This is a genomic window from Maribellus maritimus (assembly GCF_022267315.1).
GTDB classification, from domain to species: domain Bacteria; phylum Bacteroidota; class Bacteroidia; order Bacteroidales; family Prolixibacteraceae; genus Draconibacterium; species Draconibacterium maritimum.
Window position 1 is genome coordinate 1 of sequence record NZ_JAIKLE010000055.1, and the last position, 17195, is coordinate 17195.

The window sequence follows — 17195 nt, forward strand, 5'->3', positions numbered from 1 at the left end:
GTTTGAAGAATTGACTTTGGATTTGGGCGAATTTTATAAGGGCAAGAAATTTACAGTTAAAGCGCGTAATGTTTCAGACGAGAATTTTTATATCCGGTCGGCCACATTGAATGGCGAAAGTTATAACAAAGCCTGGATTAGGCACGAAGATATCGTGCAGGGAGGAACCCTGGTTTTTGAAATGGGACCGCAGCCGAATAAAAAATGGGGGAGTAGTCCGGCGGAAAAACCGCCTTCGATGAGTGAAAGTGATTAAAGGCAAATTTTACGGTTGTCAAAAGAAGAACTAGAGGTTTTAAATATAAAGTGGTATATTATTATTGAGTTACTTCATTGTTCCGAGTTTTTTCTCAATAATATATTTTCCGAGAGTGTAAGTAAAAGTAATGTAAGGTTAATTGTTTAAAGACGACCCCCTTTTCTCAAATGTCACTAAGAACTGATTTAGGATGGTAATCTAATTTAGAGCGGTATTATTAAAAGGTTTGAAGTCTTTGTTTTCAATATGTAAGTTATTTCTGAAAATGGATAAACCCCGTTATTTACTGGTCCGAGTAGCATATTTACCTATGCGAGTGGTCATCTGACATATCCGAGTAACACTTTTTTGCCAATCGAGTAAGGATTTGGAACGTCCTGTTGCATATTATCCCGAACGAGTATAGGTTTTATGAAGTCGAGTAGGGGATTTGGGTATGCGAGTAAAGAATTTGAGTTTACGAGTGGAATATTCTATTTCATGCAGGAGCTACTAAAAATAAAGCTTTTCTTCGCTCAAATTTTTATAAAAAAGTGTCCTGATTTTAAAATATTCAAAAGGTTATATAATTCTTTACTGCAATTTGTTCTGAACGAATGTAGATTACCAAACACAAATTATCCGAATTATTTGATATTTTTAAAATTCCAAATAAACCTAAAACAATGACCACGTTGATTCTTAGCAAAAGAGTATTCTTTTTGGTGTTGATAGTCGTTTTTGTTTCCTGTAACTCAAGGGATAATCAACAATCACAGGAAAACTGGATAAGCTACCTGTCTGCATTGCCAACAATCGAAAATTCGGAAGACCAACAGAGTGATGTCCATAAACTATTTGACGATTTTCAGCGGAAGTACCGCTGGCAAAGTTTTTATCTTTTGAATTATCAGGAATTTGCCAACTGGGTTAATAGCGGAACCAGGGAGCCGTTGGCCGATAGTTTATTATCTAAACATCAAAAAGCACTGGGGGATTTTGTTGTGGTTTTCCGGGAAAAAATCAAAAATTCGGCGTCGCCTGCCTCGCTTGAACAGAAATTGAAACTTATTGAGGATATGGTGCGGTTTGGTCAGAATATCAACTCTTTTGAAGCTATCGATTTTAATTCGCTGCAAGCAGCTATTTTAGATATTCAATCAAAGTTCCATGAAGAATACAACGGAACATTATTTTTGAATCAGTTGGACGAAACCAAAGAAAAATACGGTAATGTAAAGACGCAACTTATAAATAAAACAGCATTCTGTAACGAGGCGCTGGCCGGTTTTATTGCTTCCTGGGAATCGTTAAAAAAGGAGGCTTTGTTGGCCAATCCTTTGCTTACCCACCACCCAGTTGTTTTTGTTACACGACAGCAGTATACACCGGATCATCACAATACCGCAACTCTTTTTCAAACCAACGAGATTAATACCAATAGTTTTACTCCGGGCGGCTCATTAAAAATTGTCGATTTTAAAAACGGAGGAAAAGTAAAAACTCTGTTGAAAAGTGAAGAAGGTGTCATTCGCGATCCGGAAATAAGTTACGACGGAGAAAAGATACTTTTTTCCATGCGGAACAACATTGATGAGGATTACCATATTTATGAAGTGGATAGCGATGGGAAGAACCTGAAACAGTTGACAAAGGCAGAAGGGGTGGCAGATGTCGATCCGCAATATTTACCCGATGGGAATATTGTTTTCTCATCCACACGCGAACCGAAATATTGTATGTGTAACGTCCATATTATGTGCAATCTTTTTCGCATGGAAGGCGATGGTGCCAATATTACGCAGTTGGGAAAAAGCTCGTTGTTTGAAGGACACAGTTCAGTTATGCCCGACGGACACATTTTATATGATCGCTGGGAATATGTTGACCGGAATTTTGGCGATGCGCAGGGCTTGTGGACCATGAACCCGGACGGAACCAACCAGGCTGTTTATTACGGGAACAACACAAATTCTCCGGGAGGTGTGATTGATGCGCGGCCTGTTCCCGGAACTGAAAAGGTGATTGCCATTTTGGGGTCTTGCCACGATCGTCCCTGGGGCGCCCTTGGAATTATTGACCGGGAAAAAGGAATGGATGGGAAAAGTCCGGTTGAGCTCACATGGCCTGCTTCGGCAGCAGAACTTATCGGCAAAGGGAATTACGATATGTTTAAGCAGGTTCGTCCTCTTTATGAAGATCCGTATCCTTTAAATGATACCTACTTCTTATGTTCCAGGACGATGGGTTTGGGTGAACAGATGGGCTTGTTTCTTATCGATGTTTTTGGAAATGAGCAGTTAATATACACCGAAGCTCCCGGCTGTTTTGACCCGCTTCCGTTAAAAAGCCGCGAAAAGGAATATGTAATTCAGGAAAAACGGGATTATAAATCGGGAGCAGGAACGTTTTATGTGCAGGATGTGTATCAGGGAACCCACATGCAAGGAGTAGAGCGGGGTGCCGTGAAATATTTACGTGTGATAGAATCGGTGGAAAAACGAAGCTGGACAATTCCTGCCTGGAACGGTCAGGGAGTTCACCGCCCGGCAATGAACTGGCACAGCTTTGAGTGCAAACGAATTTTGGGAACAGTTCCGGTAGAAGCAGATGGCTCCGCTTATGTTGAAGTGCCGGCAGATAAATATGTTTATTTTCAACTGCTGGATGAAAACAAAATGATGATCCAGTCGATGAGAAGCGGAACCATGGTCCAATCCGGAGAAACTTTGGGGTGTATTGGGTGTCACGAAGACAGAAGGATGGCGCCACCATCGTCATCGGTGCAAGTAGCCCAAGCTTTACAGGCACCGGCGCAAAAGTTAAACGGCTGGTACGGCGAAGCCCGTTCATTTGGATTTGTTAAAGAGGTGCAGCCGGTTTTGGATAAACACTGTGCAGGATGTCATGATTTTGGGAAGAAGGCCGGGGAGAAGCTCATTCTGGCTGGTGACAGGAATCCATATTTCAATGCAGCTTACATCGATATGTATAAACAGAAGGTGATCAATCCGATTGGTGCCGGACCGGCTGAAATCCAGCCCGCTTATTCGTGGGGCGCGCATTCAAGCAAACTGATAAAGAAAATTCAAAACGGCCACGCGGGAGTTCATCTTTCAGAAGAAGAAATGGAGCGGCTGGTTACCTGGATTGATATCAATGCGGTTTACTACCCTGATTTTATCTCGGCTTATCCGGCTTATCCGGCAGGTAGAAGCCCCATTTCGCAAGAAGAATTGAACCGGCTTGGAGAACTTACACATATCGATTTTGATGCGCAAGGCGGGCATGCACGACCTTTAAGAGCTCAGGTCACTTTTGAACGGCCGGAGTTAAGTCCATGTTTGGAAAATATCGGGAACAAAAAATCTGCAGAATACAGGGAAGCCCTCGCCATTATTATGAAAGGAAAGAATCAGTTACTGACAACTCCGCGTTTGGATATGGAAGGTTTTGTTCCTTCCGAAACTGATAAAAAACGACTTGAAAAATACACTTACAGGCAAGAGGAAGAACAAAAAAGCAGGAAAGCTATTTTGGAAGGAGAAAAACATTACGATCCGGAGCTGGTGGGGATGAAACTCTAAAAACAGATTGAAACCAAAATGACGGAATTTGTCGCATGATTTAACAACTTAAAAATGAAACCAACACTTTGTCTAAATATTTTGCTCCTTTTATTTTTACTTTTTTCATGCTCGTCAGAACCCGGTAAAATAATGTCGCCCAATCAAAGTGTGTTTGGTGAAAAGCAGAATCTACTTTATGTTGCCGATGAAACAGCCAATCGGATTTATATTTTAAACACGGCGGAAGCGATTCCAATCAAACAAATTGAGTTGAAAACAAAACCAGGCGGACTTGCACTTTCTCCTGACGAAACAAAGTTGTATGTAACACTTTCTGCTTCGGAAGGAGAACTTTTGGAGATTGATTTAACAAGTTTGAAAGTTACCCGGCGTTTAAAGGTTGGTCATACGCCAATGTCTCCGGTAGTTACCCCCGATGGAAAGACACTCTTTTTCTGTAACCGATTTGCTAACACGGTTGTTAAAGTAAATCTTTCTGATTTTTCTGTTGAACAAACTGCAAGTGCCGACCGCGAGCCGGTTTCTTTGGCCTGCGTTCCCGGCGCTGATTTGCTGCTTGTTGCAAACCATTTACCAAGCGGAAGTGCAAAGGAGAAATACCATTCCGCAAAAGTGTCGGTTTTTGATGCCTCTTCCACGCGAAAGATAAAGGAGATTGATCTTCCCAACGGTTCCAACGGATTAAACAAAATTACAATTTCTCCGGATCAGAAATTTGCGTATGTTACCCATGTTTTAGGGCGTTACAATGTGCCAACCAATCAGGTGGAACGAGGCTGGATAAATACCAATGCACTGAGTATTATTGATGTTGCCGAGCAAAGATATCTGTGTACGGTAATGCTCGACGATTTGGATTTGGGAGCTGCCAATCCTTACGATGTGGAATGCAGTAAAGATGGAAATAGTCTTTTTGTGTCGCATGCAGGAACGGATGAATTGAGTATTATCGATCGGAAAGCTTTGCATATCCGAATTGAGCATGTTGCAGATGGAAGCCAGCCTACATTATTTGCGACTTCGCTCGATGAAATTCATAACGATTTGAGTTTTTTACAGAATATTCGAAACCGAATTGACTTGCACGCAGTTGGAGCAAGAGGGATTGCCTTAGGCGCAGATAAAATTTATGTGTCAATGTATTTTTCGGGGAGCCTTGCCGAAGTTGCTATTGCAAAACCTGCCGAAGTTGTTTCTCTGTCACTGGGAAAACAAGCTGAAGCAACCGAAGAACGATTGGGCGAAATGTATTTTAACGATGCGCGGCTTTGTAAACAATATTGGCAATCGTGTACCAGTTGCCATCAGGGAGATGCGCGCGTTGACGGCTTAAACTGGGATTTACTAAACGATGGAATCGGAAATCCGAAAAACACAAAAAGTATGTTGCTGGCCCATGCAACTCCTCCGGCCATGGTAACAGGAATTCGAAGCAGCGCATCTGTTGCTGTAATTGCAGGTGTTGAGCATATACTCTTTACGCGGCAACCCAGGGAAATTACAGATGCTATCGATGCTTATTTGACAAGCTTAAAACCGGTAGCCAGTCCGTATTTGGTAAATGGAAAATTGAGTGAAGCAGCTCAAAGAGGGGAAAAAGTTTTTGAGAAGGCCCGGTGTTTGCATTGTCATTCCGGAGCCAATTTTACGAATTTGGAAAGTTTCGATGTTGGGGAAGGAAGCGGGGCAGATGAAGGCCGGAAATTTGATACGCCTTCGTTGATTGAAGTTTGGCGAACAGCTCCCTATTTGTATGACGGAAAGGCAAAAACGATAAAAGAAGTTTTAACTACATACAACATCAATCAAAAACATGGACAAACGGCAGATTTAACCGAACAGGAATTAAGTGATTTGGAAGAATATTGTTTGTCGTTGTAAAAAAATTATTGTTGCATATTTTCAAAAGATTGTGATTCTTTCAGGTGATTCCCGTACGAACAGCAGCTAAGTCGATCAGGTTTTAAGCGATTCCATTGGTAATTGTTGTATTTTTCCCTTCCTGCTTATCTTTTTTTGCTTCCAGCTGAACAGGAAACAGAAAAACGGCTACAGGATGGCTCAATTCCAATCAAGATTCCAGCAGTTCGTTTTTCTGTTACAGACAGTTTTATGCCTGTTTATGCTGTTTAAGCATGTGTTATTTTTTTAGCGGTAATTTTGCGTGTGTGCTTTTAAGCCAGTCTTCAAGTTTATTGTTTAATTCATTTACTTTTTGCGGATTTTGTTTTGATAGTTCATTGGTTTCTGCCAGGTCATCCGCCAGGTTGAAAAGTTCAAATTCGTTTCCTTCGTAACGTTTTATCAGCTTCCAGTTGCCGTCTCTGATTATACTGTACGGAACAACATCTTTTCCCCTGTAATGAGGGAAATGCCAAAAAAGAGGGACCTGTGGAAGTTTTTTATTCTGTAATAATGGACTAATATCCCGGCCATCAATCGTTCTGTCGGGAAGAGAAGTGTGGGTAATTGCGCAAATTGTAGGCAAGAAATCTACGCTTGAAACAGGAATATCGCATGATGTGGCTGCTTTGATTTTTCCTTTCCAGTATACAAACATGGGTTCCCTGATTCCTCCTTCATAGGGATACCCTTTTCCTGACCGTAAGGGGGCGTTGTTTGTCGGTCCAACTAATCCGCCGTTATCGGAAAAGAAAATAATGAGCGTGTTATCCATTAGGTTTTCTTTTTCCAGGGTGTTTATCAGTTTTCCAACAGCCTGGTCAACACTTTCAACCATTGAAGCATAGACTGCATTGGTTTGTTTATCGACTTTGTTTTTTGCTTCATATTTATCAATCATTTCGGGTTTTGCCATCAGAGGGGTATGAACAGCATAGTAGCACATATTGATAAAAAAAGGTGCGTTTTTATGTTGCTGAATCACATCAACCAGTTCATCTGCCAGGCGGTCAACAAGATATTCTCCTTCTTTACGTGGCTCTAATGTGGGAAAACTAACTCCTTTGTCATTGGCATAAGGGTCAAAATAATTCACGGGCTGCCCCATATCGCATCCTGCAATATTTACATCGTATCCCTGGTGTTCAGGATAATAATCGTCGGGGCCGAGATGCCATTTCCCGATATGGCAGGTGAAATAGCCGTTTTCCTTCAGCAGTTCGGCTGTTGTTATTTCGTCTTTTTCCATCCAGTATGGATTTGACGGTGTCATTAGTTCTTTTCCTTCGTTTTTTTCATAGGGTGGAGGAGTGTTGAGCTTTTCGTTATTAACCTGAAAACGTGCTCTAATCCAGTCGGTGACTCCAATTCTGGCAGGGTAGCGCCCCGTTTGTATGGAGGCCCTGGTTGGTGAACAAACTGCACATGCTGCGTAAGCGTTGGTAAAAGTCATTCCCTGCGATGCCAGTTTATCAATGTTGGGAGTTTCATAAAATTTGCTTCCCATGTAGCCAACATCCCTCCATCCCAGGTCATCGACAAGCAAAAAAATGATATTGGGTTTGGTATCTGGTGTTTTTTCTGTTTTCGCAAAAGCTTGCAGTTGAAAAGCAAATAAAAGAATGATATAAATAACCTTTTTTTTCATCGTATATTGGAATAAAAAAGGCCCTTTTTACAGGGCCTTTGAATTTTTATTGGGTTTAGTTGTACCCCGGATTCTGTTCCAGATTCGGGTTTGAATTTAATTCAGACTGTGGTATTGGAAACAAGGTCATATAATCCTGAGCGTTACTTGCACCACGTGCTTTTGCGCGGGATATCAGTTTCCCTTGTCTTATCAAATCCATTCTTCGCAAGCCTTCTGACACAAATTCCCAGCCTCTTTCATCAAGAATGGCATCTCTGAGTTCATCTTTTGAGCTAAAATCTGATACGTTGTATAGCGGTACTCCGGCTCGTTCTCTTACTTCGTTTATAAAGTCAATGGACTCCTGATTTGGACCATCCAGTTCATTTATAGCTTCAGCGGCATTTAATAGTATTTCAGCATATCTCATCATCGGTATATCGTTACCATGATTTTGTGAAATCGCATTGGGATCGGGTACGTATTTGAAACACCTAACTCCGCGGCTTACATCATTGGGAGCAAGACAATCGTGATAAACGCCGTTAACATCGGTATATTCAAACAACATCCATCCCAACCTTTTGTCATCAGCGTGATAAGAATTTACAAAATCACTGTATACAACAAATTGAGCTCCCCAGTTAATCCAATTGCTCTGAATTTGATAATTGGGTGGAAAAACGTGAGGCATTATACTGTTGCCATTAAAAGTAGTTGATGCGGGGCTCGTGAAAATAACTTCATCATTTTCTTCATTTTCAACGGCAAACATATTGGTCAAATCGCCGTCAAAAAGCTCATACTGCTGGAGGTTGACAACCTGTTTTGATACATCGGCGGCTTTTTGCCATTGATGTGTATTCAAATAGAAACGGCTAAGAAAAGAAAGCGCGGCACCTTTTGTTGCTTTTCCCCATAAATCCTGTTCCAGAGGAAGATCTGCCGCAGCAGCAGTTAACTCTGTTTCTATAAACGAATTAAATTCTTCATTGCTTGCTTTTGCCGGCTCAAAATTAAGTTCCTCCGTTGTAGTTGTCAGCGGAACCGGGCCAAACATCTCCCACAAATAATAGTAATCTGCAGCCCTGATAAATGTTGCTTCAGCTTTTAACTGCTTAACCTTAGTTTCACTTAGCGAAGTAACATTGTCGATATTATCAAGCAGAGAGTTTGCATTACGTATACTGGTATATAAGTTGTTCCATCGTCCTTCAAACTGCGATGTTTGTGAGTCCCAGTTATACGTCATATAAACTGTGGCGATAGCTTCAAAACCTCCGCCCCATTCCCACATAATATCCCCCGGGAATTCTCCAAATGTAAACATCCGTTCACGCAGCGAACTTCCGGTGTATTGTAAATTATCATAAGCCGCAACTAAAACACTGTTAATCCCTTCTTCGGTTTGCAAAAAGGTATTTGGATCATATTGCGTGTAGACTTCCTCTTCTAAAAAATCGCTGCAGCTAAAAAGGGAAAGCGCAAGAGCTGTAATCCAGACTATTTTTGATTTAAATATATTTTTAAACATGATATTCATTTTAAAATGTTAAAACTTAATGTTTGCACCAATCCTAAATACTTTTGCTAGAGGATAGTTATTGTAACTGGTTTTCACAACACCGGTTCCTGACTGGTTCGCATCCGGGTCAAACCCTTCAAACTTGGTAAAGGTCAGTAAATTTTCTCCTGAAATGTAAACGGAAGCAGCTTTAAACAGATTGAAGTTTTTTAACGGGATGTCATAACCTAAGGTAATATTTTTAACACGTAAAAATGAAGCATCCTGCACACTGTAGGAATTAATAACTTTTCCACCGTTAAAGTAGATGGATGAATTTACTCCCGACGGGTATTCTGCGCCAGGATTTTCGGGTGTCCATCTGTCGGTATAATGCTCGCTCATAATGTTTCGGTCGAAATTAATAGGCTTTAATGACTCGATAACATTACTGTTCAGGGTTTCTATCCCTTTTACACCCATAATATAAATCTCCAGGTTGAAGTTTTTATATGAAAATGAATTGTTCAAACTAAAAGTAAGATCAGGGAATGGTTTTCCAAGAACAACCCGGTCATCGGAATCAATATTTCCATCTTCATCATAGTCAAGGAATATGGGTTCGCCGGGATTTGCATTGGGCTGGGCCGAATTGGCTATGTCATCATTTTCCTGAAAAATTCCCATCACTTTGTATCCATAAAATGCCCTCATGGGAGAACCTTCCTGAACCAACGCAAAGTCCTGGGTAAAAGTTCCAATGCTTCCGGTTGTTATGATGTCTCCAACAAAAGGAGGAAGTTTAATTACCTCATTTTTGAGTGTTGAAAAGGTAAGGTTGGTTCTCCAGCTAAACGCTCCAACAAGGTTTTCTGTATTAATGTTAAAGTCGATTCCTGAGTTTCTTACGTTCCCAAAGTTGGTTCTTACACTGGTAAAGCCTGTTGATGCCGGAACCGGTTTATTAAATAATTGGTCTTTTGTATTTTTTACATAATATTCAATACCTCCGGAAATTCTGTTTTGCAAAACTCCATAATCCAGCCCAATGTTATATTCTTCCGTGGTTTCCCATGTCAATTCCGAATTAGGGATACGTGCCGGTTGGGCGCCGCTTAGCTCAGAACCTCCAAGGATGGTATTTCCTCCGGAAACAAATGTTTGAATCGTTTCAAAGTTATTTATCCCTTCGTTCCCCATTTGTCCGTATCCGAATCGTAATTTTAGCTGACTGATGGCGGGGATTTCTTTTATAAAAGATTCTTCGCTTAATCGCCATCCAACAGCAACCGACGGGAAAATTGCATATTTGTTATCTTCAGAAAAACGTGACGAACCGTCTCTTCTTAAAGTTGCTGTTAGCAAGTATTTTTCATTATATACATAATTTAGCCTTGCAATAATAGATTGCAACGCATGGGTATATCTTGAAGAACTTACATCGTAGGTTTCTTTTATTCCACTGGAAAGAAGATTTGTATTGGTAACGTCAGACAGAAAACCTGCAGCGTAAGAATATTGGGAGAGGTTTTCAAACTCTTCCCAGGTGGCTCCACCCATTACCGAAATATGGTGAACCTGGTTAAAATATTTGTCATAATTTAAAAGTCCTTCAAACATCCAGTAGCTGTTATCGTTGGTTGTGATACTTCCAATCCCTCCGGAAGATTTTCCTTTTTCGGTAGTTCTGTCTTTATACGAATCGTAACGACTGTTATACAGGTTTGTGCCTAAACGAACAGAAGCTTTAAGGCCGTCAATAATGCTGTATTCGGCTAAAACATTTCCTGAAATGCGGGTGTTTTTCTGGTTATCATCATAGCCGTATGCCAATGCCAAAGGATTATCAAGTGCAATTGAAGCATTTCGCTGGTATTCCCCCTGCTCATTTTTTTCAGTTGTTAAACGGGGATCAAACTGAAGCGCTGCATTTAACGGATCCGCATTTTCGTTTGCAGAATTACTGTCGTTAGGGATGATGTCTTTTTTACTCAGTGCCCCGTTTAAATTTATTGCAAACTTGAATTTGTCACTCGGTGTAAATTCGAGGTTTATTAAAGTATTGTATTTTTTTAACCCGGAGCTTATCAGGATTCCATCTTGATCCAGGTATCCGAGAGATACATAGTATTTTGACGTATTTGAGCCGCCGTTTATTGAGAACTGGTGATTCATTGCAAATGCGTTTCGCATGAGAACATCCTGCCAGTCAGTTCCCTTTCCTGCCGCCGAAATTTCCTGATCAGTAAAAGGAAGTGTTTTTCCTCCATCTTCACTTATGTCATTTATCATTTGCATGTATTGAGTTGCATCCAGAACATCGAATTTATAATCCGGTGTTTGCAGCGCAAAATAGGTGTTGTATGATACAACGGGCGTGCCGGATGAGCCCTGTTTGGTCGTAATTAAAACAACTCCGTTAGCAGCTCTTGTTCCGTAGATTGCTGCTGCTGACGCATCTTTCAGGATTTCAATCGACTCAATGTCAAGCGGGTTCAGACTGCTGGGATCTGCTCCCGGAAGTCCGTCGATAACAACCAGTACACTATTGCTGCTGTTAATGGATCCTGCTCCCCTTACTTTAATAGAAAGAGCTCCTCCCGGTTCTGAATTTGCCTGGCTGATTTGTACACCCGATGCTTTTCCCTGAAGCAACTGAAGTGCATTGTTAGCCACACCTTTTACAAAATCTTCTGAATTTACCGAAGTTACTGAACCGGTCAGGTCACTTTTTTTCATTGAACCATAACCAATTGCAACAACTTCGTCCAGACCTATACTTTCTTCTTCCATTACTACATTAAAAGTTACTTTGCCTTCAACAGGAATTTCCACTGTGCTCATCCCCACAAAAGAAAACTGCATAATCTCAGCATCATTGGGAATAGACAGGGAAAATTTGCCATCGGTACCTGAAACTGTTCCAATACTTGTTCCTTTTACGATGATTGAAACTCCGGGTAATGGTAAGCCTTGATTATCAGTAATAATCCCGGTAATGTTTTTTTGCTGTTGTTGGAAGTAGGTAGGAACATTGTCCGATTTACGGATAATAATTTGCCTGTCGTAAACATCATAAACCACTTCTTCTCCTTGTAAAACATTGTCGAGAATCTGATTGATTGTGGCATCTTCAAGCTTAATATTCACCTTTTTATCCACGTTGAAGTCTTCATTTTTATATAGAAAAACAAACTCGCTGTTGTCTTCTACATAAGCAATTACATCCCGAATAGTTCTGTTTGTCAGTTGAATATCCATTTTGGTCACTTGCGAATAACTGTTGGCATTCGCTGTCATTATCAATCCAAAAATTAGTACTACTGTGATACGCATAATACGCCCCCATTTTTTTATGATTCCCGGATCATGGGAATCCAATAACCACTTTTTTTTCATAAATTTGATTCGTTTTTTTATGTTTAAATTACTTTAAAAGGTATTTAGACAAACCGGAAAATGTGCCACCATTTTCCGGTTGTTTTTTATTTGATTACATAGTTATTTGCATTTAGTTCGATAAAATCCAATCCGGTGAGGTTTGATAAATATTCAAAAACTTCATTCTTTTCTTTTGTAACATCGAGTTTCCCTGTTATCTGAATGCTTCCTTTTAAGGGGTCGTCAAACTGAAAGCGGATGTTGTAAAACCTCTCCAGTTTACGGATAATCCGGTTCAAATCGGTATTTGAAAAGCTGAATAAACCCTGAATCCAAAGTGTATAGTATTCAACATCAACATTATAAATTACAGTCTCTTTGCTTTTTTTGTTAAAATAGGCCAGTTCGCCGGGTGCTAGTTTGATTTTTTTATCAAGCAGACTTGCATTGGAACGCGAAAGTTCAACACTTCCTTCAGCCAATGCAGTTTGTACCGAATAATCTTCAGGATACGCCGAAACATTAAATTGAGTTCCTAAAACTTTAATTTCAACGTCGGCCGTTTTTACAAAAAAAGGTTGTTTTTCATTTTTAGTAACCTCAAAAAAAGCTTCACCAACCAAAAAAACTTCACGTCTTTTATCGACAAAAGCTGAAGGGTAAATCAACCGGCTGCCAGCGTTAAGCCATACAAGGGAACCATCGGCCAGCGTAATTTTTGAACGGCTTCCGTAAGGAATAATCAATGTGTTCATTTCAGGGGTGTCATCCTTGGTTTTCTTTTTTACCAGTTCTTCTCGGTTTACAATAATGTCATCCGAGTTTGAATAGTCCAGTTCCGACTCTCCCGGTTTAAGTTTTATTTGTTGCTGATCATCAATGATTAAAACAGGATCCTGAGCATGGGCAGGCATTACAGAGTTCTCTACTACGATTTCCGGCTGCCTGCTGTCCATGTACAGGTAAACTAGACTACTTCCAATCGAAAAAAATAAAAATGCTACTGCAGCATATTTGATTATATTTTTTACAAACAGTGTATGTTTCTTCTTTTTGTCAACAGCATCAAGTTGTTTAACAATTCGATATGCCAGTTTTTTCTTACTTTCCTCGTCAATTTTTTTATTCGTGAATTTCAGATATTTCTCAAAGTTTGATTTTAGCTCCAGCACAGCATCGGTCTCTGCCGGATTTTGCTCGAGGTAAGCTCTCCAATAGGCATTCAATTCTTCTGTAGGATGAAAAATCCATTTAAAAAAAAGAGGATTCTCTATTAATCGACTGTATATATCCATCCGTTTAAGTTTAATTAAATAAAAGAGGAAGACACATGGAAAAGGGGACAATAAAAAAGTGTCAATTTTTTATGTTTTATAACACAAGAAGAACAATTCGAAAAAATTGTTTTGAAAACGTTTTCTGAAATATGCTAAAATGCGCTGAACTTGTTTTTTTACAGTATCGGGTTTAAGGTCAAGTAACAATCCTATTTCAGTATAGGTGAGCCCACTGTTAAATTTGAGAAAAAGAAGCTCGCGTTTGCGGCTGTCCAGATTTTTCATTTCTTGTTTGAGTAAAGAAATTTGTTTTTCAAGTTGCTGTTCATCTATTGATGATTCTTCCACAGGGAATTTCAATTCAAACAGAAACTCATTTTCTTCACCATAATCAAAACGACGGTTTTCCTTTAGTTTTCGAACAATGTTATGTTTGAGTGTTTTAAATAAGTAATACTCAAGGTATTCGGGGTGTTGTAGCTTTTTCCCATAGCTGTAGATATTGATAAAAACATCCTGAATGGCATCTTCGAGTAAAAAGTTATTGGATGTTAATTTTGAACCATACGCAAAAAGTACATCGATAAATTCGTTGTAAATGGTTCTGAATGCTTCCCGATCTCCTTCCCGGAATTTATCCCAAACCATCTGCCAGTATTCTTTTTCTGTACTTTTCACCAACGTTTGTTTAAGTTCGATAAACTGACAAATATATCAAAAGAGTTTCATCAAACAAGCCGAAGTTTTCGGAAGACGCTATTGTTTTGCTGTTTTTAGCCTTTGCTTTTTCAGCATCTTGAAACATTGGTATCTGTCTGTCTGTGTAAAAGAGAAAAGAAAAAACCACTATGTTTTTTTTATTTCATTTTAAGGGTTAATTTTACGTTTATAAATAGTGCTGTTATCATTCAATCTAAACTGATCTATCATGCCTAAAAAATTCAATTTAACATTCCTTTTTTTTCTTATTTTAACCATTGGATTTGCTGAAGAATATAACCTGCATTCCCCGGATAAGAAGATTTCGGTTGGAATTACAATTGATAAAAATATCAGCTATTCGATTTCTTTTAACGGGGAGCGAATTATAAATCCGTCTGAAATTTCCTTTGTTTTTAAGCAAGCCCCGCCTTTAGGGCAAGAAATGAATCTGTTATCCACTGAGGAGTATTCTTCCGATAAATATTGGAAACCGGTACTCAAACGATTTGAAACAATTCATGACCACCACCGCGGAATCGTATTCCATCTTCAGGAAAAAAATTTTCCGCAGCGTTTAATGGATATTGAATTCAGGATATTTGACGATGGTGTTGCATTTCGTACTTCGTTTCCTAAACAATTTGGTGAACGCGAATTTGTAATCACGGATGAACTGTGTGAGTTCAGTTTTACGGAAAATCACACATGTTGGGCTGAAAACTGCGGGTATTACATAACGTCTCAGGAAATAGAGTTTTTCGAACGAAAAATCAAAGATATTACTCCCGATATGATTATCGGGCTTCCTTTTACGGTAAAAGTAAATGACAAGTGTTATGCTGCGATAAGCGAAGCAGCATTAACTGATTATGCCGGGATGTATTTGAAGTCACGAACAGGAGAAAAGCAGTTTTCTGTACGAACAGCTTTGTCTCCCCTAAAAGGTCAAACAGAAAGAGGAGATAAAGTGAATTTTAAAACGCCGCATCAAACTCCGTGGAGGGTAATAATGATAGGTGAAACTCCCGGTAGTTTAGTTGAATCAGAAATTATACAGAATTTGAATGAACCTTGTGAGATTGAAGACCCTTCCTGGATAAAACCGGGGCTTAGTGCCTGGGATCATTGGTGGAGCGCCGAAGTAAAGATGGAGCAGCCTGTTATTTATGAATACATCGATCTGGCATCCTCTATGGGATGGCCATACATGTTAATAGACTGGCAGTGGTATGGAATGTATAACGAAGAAGGAGCTGACATTAAAACTACTGCGCCTCAGTTAAATATGTCTGAAATTCTGGCGTATGCCAAAGAGAAAAATGTTAAATGCTGGCTATGGATGCACAATACAGATGTTTTTCGTTTGGATTTTGAAGAAGCTTGTGCCTTATATGAGGAGTGGGGAATAGCAGGAATAAAAATCGACTTTATGAATAGTGATGATCAGGAAATGGTAAACTGGTACCATAAAGTTGTAAAAATGGCTGCAAAGTATCATTTAATGGTTGATTTTCACGGGGCATATAAACCGACGGGCTGGCGCAGGACTTATCCGAACCTCGTAACACGCGAGGGTGTTTTGGGAAATGAATATAATAAATGGTCGTTGCGAGTAACACCTGAACACATGTGTACATTACCTTTTACCCGTATGCTGGCCGGCCCAATGGATTTTACACCCGGAGGTTTTTTAAATCGGAATCCGGATAAATTTTTGAACGGAACGCCCGCTAATGTTTTGGGAACTCGCTCAAATACGCTGGCGCAATTTGTGGTTTATGACAGTCCTTATCTGGTGGCCTGCGACCATCCGAAAAATTATTATGGACAAACAGGAGAGGAGTTTTTAAAAGAAGTGAAATCAATGTGGGACGACACAAGAGTGCTAAACGGAGAAATTGGTAAATACATAACTGTTGTACGCCGCGATGGAAGGCGTTGGTTTATCGGTGCGATGAATAATAGCCATGAACGGGAGTTGGAAGTTTCGCTCGATTTTTTGTCGGAGGAAAAATATACAATGACATCATTTTCTGATTTGGAAAAAACAAAAGAAAATGCCGAAATTGCGGAGAAAAAGAAAAGCATTGTTGACAGAAGTAGTACAATAAAAATAAAAATGGTTCCTGGTGGAGGGTTTGCGGCATGGCTTGAACTCGTTCAGTAAACAGATGGCAGCGAACAATGAAAAAATAAGCTTATTAGAAAACAAAAGTTTAAATTGTAAGCTTTGAACTTAAAATATTAAACTCAAAATCATGTTGGAAAAACTAAAGGAAGAGGTATTTGAGGCAAATCTTGAGCTGGTCAAACACGGACTTGTAATTTTTACCTGGGGTAATGTTAGCGGAATTGACAGGGAAAGAGATTTGGTTGTAATAAAACCCAGCGGTGTATCTTACGATCAAATGAAACCCAAAGATATGGTGGTTCTGAATTTGTATGGACAGGTCGTGGAAGGAAATTTAAAACCTTCGAGTGACACACCTACGCATCTGGTTTTGTACCGACAGTTTCAGAATATTGGCGGAGTAGTCCATACTCATTCCGAATGGGCTACATCCTGGGCGCAGGCAGGTAAAGGGATTCCGGCGATTGGTACCACGCATGCCGATTATTTTTACGGAGAGATACCTTGTACACGAAAAATGACAAAAGAAGAAATTGAAGGAGAGTATGAACTGGAAACCGGGAAAGTAATTGTGGAGAGATTTAAGGATTTGAACCCCGATCGGATTCCCGGAGTTTTGGTAAACAATCACGGGCCATTTAGCTGGGGCACGAATGCTGATAATGCAGTTCATAACGCAGTAGTCATGGAAGAAGTTGCAAAAATGACTTTTCGTTCACTGCAATTAACTCCTGACACAACAATGAGCCAGGAACTGCTGGATAAACATTTTTTAAGGAAACATGGTAAAAATGCTTATTACGGTCAATAATTTATTTTTAAATTGAATTTTAAAAGTTA

Annotated in this window: 10 protein-coding genes; 5 read left to right on the plus strand and 5 right to left on the minus strand. The window is 39.8% G+C overall.

Going from position 1 to position 17195, the window contains the following annotated elements; all coding sequences use genetic code 11:
• The 3 genes from K5G00_RS26850 to K5G00_RS26860 form a co-directional block, all read left to right on the plus strand.
• Window positions 1-256, plus strand: a 256-nt coding sequence (locus tag K5G00_RS26850) for a glycoside hydrolase domain-containing protein (RefSeq protein WP_238769580.1), incomplete at its 5' end; no start/stop codon positions are given.
• Window positions 257-924: 668 nt separating this feature from the next.
• Complete coding sequence (locus K5G00_RS26855; protein ID WP_238769581.1) at window positions 925-3825, plus strand: HzsA-related protein; 2901 nt, start codon at window positions 925-927, stop codon at window positions 3823-3825.
• A 54-nt stretch (window positions 3826-3879) separates the two neighbouring features.
• Window positions 3880-5709, plus strand: coding sequence for a hypothetical protein (locus tag K5G00_RS26860; RefSeq protein WP_238769582.1), 1830 nt, complete (start codon window positions 3880-3882; stop codon window positions 5707-5709).
• 259 nt (window positions 5710-5968) lie between these two features.
• Here the strand turns inward: K5G00_RS26860 and K5G00_RS26865 are convergent, their stop codons facing one another.
• The 5 genes from K5G00_RS26865 to K5G00_RS26885 form a co-directional block, all read right to left on the minus strand.
• On the minus strand, window positions 5969-7378 hold the full coding sequence (locus K5G00_RS26865; RefSeq protein WP_238769583.1) for a sulfatase: 1410 nt from the start codon (window positions 7376-7378) through the stop codon (window positions 5969-5971).
• Between the two features lie 55 nt (window positions 7379-7433).
• Window positions 7434-8894 carry a RagB/SusD family nutrient uptake outer membrane protein gene (locus K5G00_RS26870; protein ID WP_238769584.1) on the minus strand — a complete coding sequence of 487 codons (1461 nt, stop codon included), beginning with the start codon at window positions 8892-8894 and terminating at the stop codon, window positions 7434-7436.
• An 18-nt stretch (window positions 8895-8912) separates the two neighbouring features.
• A complete protein-coding gene (locus K5G00_RS26875) occupies window positions 8913-12263 on the minus strand; it encodes a TonB-dependent receptor (protein ID WP_238769585.1) in 3351 nt (1116 codons plus the stop codon).
• Between the two features lie 86 nt (window positions 12264-12349).
• Window positions 12350-13540 (minus strand): FecR family protein, encoded by a 1191-nt coding sequence (locus K5G00_RS26880; RefSeq protein ID WP_238769586.1) that lies wholly within the window; start codon window positions 13538-13540, stop codon window positions 12350-12352.
• A 69-nt stretch (window positions 13541-13609) separates the two neighbouring features.
• The gene (locus K5G00_RS26885; protein ID WP_238769587.1) at window positions 13610-14200 is read right to left on the minus strand and encodes an RNA polymerase sigma factor; all 591 of its coding nucleotides are present in this window, start codon (window positions 14198-14200) and stop codon (window positions 13610-13612) included.
• Window positions 14201-14450: 250 nt separating this feature from the next.
• Between K5G00_RS26885 and K5G00_RS26890 the strand changes: the two genes are divergently transcribed.
• Together K5G00_RS26890 and araD are read left to right on the plus strand one after the other, a co-directional pair.
• Entirely contained in the window at window positions 14451-16391 is a 1941-nt protein-coding gene (locus K5G00_RS26890) for a glycoside hydrolase family 97 protein (RefSeq protein ID WP_238769588.1), read from the plus strand.
• Between the two features lie 91 nt (window positions 16392-16482).
• Window positions 16483-17166 (plus strand): L-ribulose-5-phosphate 4-epimerase, encoded by a 684-nt coding sequence (gene araD / locus K5G00_RS26895; RefSeq protein ID WP_317235570.1) that lies wholly within the window; start codon window positions 16483-16485, stop codon window positions 17164-17166.
• Window positions 17167-17195 lie beyond the last annotated feature (29 nt).